This window comes from Pseudonocardia sp. McavD-2-B (genome assembly GCF_024124365.1).
Lineage (GTDB): Bacteria > Actinomycetota > Actinomycetes > Mycobacteriales > Pseudonocardiaceae > Pseudonocardia > Pseudonocardia alni.
In genome coordinates this window covers 1-2,989 of sequence record NZ_JAMXSG010000427.1, presented here as the reverse complement: position 1 = coordinate 2,989, position 2,989 = coordinate 1, and the positions used below count along the sequence as shown (strand labels likewise).

The following is a 2,989-nucleotide window of genomic DNA, read 5'->3' as shown; positions in this document are numbered from 1 at the left end:
CCAGCGCGGCGTCGGACCGGGCTGCGTCGGCGAGCGCGAGCAGGGCGTCGGAAGCGTCCACGGTGCGCGTCGTCGCGCTCGAGCAGCCCGCCAGCGGCACCGTCGCGGCCACCGCGGCCGCGGTGGCCAGCACCTGGCGCCGCGTCGGGCGGGCACCGCCGCGGCGGGTCACCGGTGACGGGGTCACCGACGGCGGCGGCCCGGCCGGGGACACCCGGGGCGACACGGATGGCTCGCGGTCGTTCACGTCGGGTCATGCTGCCAGCACGTGCCGGGCCGCCCGGCACCGACCGTGCCCGCCCGGGCCGCGGACGACCGCCCACCGACGGGCCACCGACCGGCGGCCCGCCGGGCCGACGCGCTAGGCTCGTCGGCCGTCCCCACCGTCACCGGCACCGTCCGGTCCCGGCCGGACGCGTCGCGGTGTGCGGCGCCGACGTCGCATGCCGTCCGCACGCGTCCGACGTGCCCGCCCACCGGCGGTCACGGCACCACGATCGACGCCCACCCGAAGCCCCGCCGACCGGCCGCCGCCCCGGCGGGCACCCTGACACGAGGAGAGTCACCCGATGCGCAGTCCGGACCCCGCACAGCTGGCAGACCAGCTGCGCGGCGTGCTCGAGCCGGTGGTCCACGGGGCCGGGCTGGAGATCGACGCCGTGGAGGTCCGCACCGCCGGGCGACGGCACTCGGTCAAGCTCGTCGTCGACCTGCCCGAGTCCTCGCCCGCGACCGGCATCGACCTCGACGTCATCGCCCGGCTCAGCCGCTCCGCGGCCGCCGAGCTGGACCCGCACGAGCACCTCATCGAGGGCTCGTACACGCTCGAGGTGACCTCGCCCGGGATCGACCGGCCGCTCACCGAGCCCCGGCACTGGCGACGGGCCTACCTGCGCCTGGCGCGGATCACCCTGACCGACGGCACCGTCGTCGAGGCCCGGGTCGGCCGGCTCGACGGCGACACGGTCGCCGTCGCGGTCCCCGGCCGGAAGGCGCCCGAACGCCGGGACATCCCGCTCGCGGAGATCCGCCACGCCCAGGTGCAGGTCGAGTTCAAGCCCGCCCCGCCCGCGGAGACCGCACTGCTCGACCCGGACGCGCTGTCCGGCAGCACCGACGGGGCCGACGGGGCCCCCACGAACCACGACGACGGCGGCGCCGTCGAGACCGTCCGCGACGAGGAGAACCGGTGAACGTCGACATCCCCGCGCTGCGCGCGATCGAGCGGGACAAGGAGATCCCGTTCGAGACGGTCCTCTCGGCCATCGAGACGGCGCTGCTCACCGCCTACCGACACACCGACGGCCACCACCCGGACGCCCGCGTCGACATCGACCGCAAGACCGGTGTGGTGCGGGTCATGGTCCGCGACGCCGCCGACGCCTCCGAGGACGGCACCCCCGGCCCGGAGTTCGACGACACACCCGAGGGCTTCGGCCGGATCGCGGCGACCACCGCCCGCCAGGTCATCCTGCAGCGGCTGCGCGACGCCGAGCACGAGCGCACCTACGGCGAGTTCTCCACCAAGGAGGGCGAGGTCGTCGCGGGCATCGTGCAGCGCGACGCGCGCGCCAACGCCCGCGGCGTCGTCGTGGTCGAGCTCTCCGGAGGCACCGAGGCCGTGCTCCCCGCCGCCGAGCAGGTGCCGGGCGAGGTCTACCGGCACGGCGACCGCATCCGCTGCTTCGTCATCGGCGTGAACCGCGGCCCGCGGGGCACCTCGATCACGCTCTCGCGGACCCACCCGAACCTGGTGCGGAAGCTGTTCGCCCTCGAGGTGCCCGAGCTCGTCGACGGCTCCGTCGAGATCGTCTCGGTGGCCCGTGAGGCCGGGTTCCGTTCCAAGATCGCGGTGCGCTCGACCCGCTCCGGGCTCAACGCCAAGGGCGCCTGCATCGGCCCGATGGGTGCCCGCGTGCGCGGTGTGATGGGCGAGCTGGCCGGCGAGAAGATCGACATCATCGACTGGTCCGAGGACCCGGCCGAGTTCGTCGGCAACGCGCTCTCGCCGTCGAAGGTGGTCTCGGTGACCGTGCTCGACGAGCGCGCCCGGATCGCCCGCGTCGTCGTGCCGGACTTCCAGCTGTCGCTGGCGATCGGCAAGGAGGGGCAGAACGCCCGTCTCGCCGCCCGGCTCACCGGCTGGAAGATCGACATCCGCAGCGACGCCGACCCGCGTGACCCGGTCACCCCCGACGGTGGGCCGGTCGACCCCGCCGGGGAGCCGTCCTGACCGACGGAGATCAACAGCAGGGGCCGGGCGAGGGAATGCCCGAGGACCGCTCTGCGCTACACTCGTCACCGGCCCGCGGTCGCGGACCGTCGCCCACGCACACCCGGTCGGTTCCGATCCGGACCTGTGTGGGGTGCCGGACCCGGGAACGGGCCGACGTACTGTTGCGGGTGGTCGTGGAGAACGGACGTTGCATTCCGGATCCGCGCCGCCGTCTCCCCGGACGGGGTGCCTGGTTGCACCTCTCGACGGGGTGCCTGGACAGGGCCGAGCGACGCTCGGCGTTCGCCCGGGCGTTACGCGTCCGCTCGGCACCGGACGTCACCGCCGTCAGGCGGTGGCTGCAGGAGTCGCGCGACCCGCTGGGGCCCGGGAACCTCTCGGACCCGTCATCGGAAGAAAGCAAGGTCGACCAGTCATGAGCCAGCAGTGAAGATCGCACCATGAACGTGCTTCGACACTAGGTTCGAGGTCGAGCGGGATGCTGCCGCCCGGCCTCCGGTCAGGATGAGGAGAGCAGTGGCAGGCAAGGCCCGCGTGCACGAGCTCGCGAAAGAGCTCGGAATCAGCAGTAAGCAGGTCCTCAGCAAGCTGCAGGACCTGGGGGAGTACGTGAAGTCCCCCTCCTCCACCGTGGAGGCCCCGGTCGCGCGCAAGCTGCGCGACGCGATGGCCTCCGGTGGGGGCGCCGCCGGCGGTCAGCGCCGCGGTTCCGGTGCGCCCGGTGGCGGTCGTCCGCGCGCCGGTGGCTCCGGC

5 protein-coding genes are annotated in these 2,989 nt (G+C 74.3%); 4 read left to right on the top strand and 1 reads right to left on the bottom strand.

Going from position 1 to position 2,989, the window contains the following annotated elements:
• Positions 1 to 247 (bottom strand): hypothetical protein (locus NH602_RS29695; protein ID WP_253069541.1); only part of this gene is annotated, 247 nt, incomplete at its 3' end.
• Between the two features lie 322 nt (positions 248 to 569).
• On the opposite strand from NH602_RS29695, the gene rimP reads away from it, so the two are divergent.
• The 4 genes from rimP to NH602_RS29675 all read left to right on the top strand — a co-directional run.
• Positions 570 to 1,193 carry a ribosome maturation factor RimP gene (gene rimP, locus NH602_RS29690; protein ID WP_073578133.1) on the top strand — a complete coding sequence of 208 codons (624 nt, stop codon included), beginning with the start codon at positions 570 to 572 and terminating at the stop codon, positions 1,191 to 1,193.
• Entirely contained in the window at positions 1,190 to 2,233 is a 1,044-nt protein-coding gene (gene nusA, locus NH602_RS29685) for a transcription termination factor NusA (RefSeq protein ID WP_073578132.1), read from the top strand. Before rimP ends, nusA begins: the two co-directional genes overlap by 4 nt.
• A gap of 35 nt (positions 2,234 to 2,268) precedes the next feature.
• A complete protein-coding gene (locus tag NH602_RS29680) occupies positions 2,269 to 2,655 on the top strand; it encodes a YlxR family protein (RefSeq protein ID WP_179760700.1) in 387 nt (128 codons plus the stop codon).
• 97 nt (positions 2,656 to 2,752) lie between these two features.
• On the top strand, positions 2,753 to 2,989 hold a 237-nt coding region (locus tag NH602_RS29675), incomplete at its 3' end, for a translation initiation factor IF-2 N-terminal domain-containing protein (protein WP_253069540.1).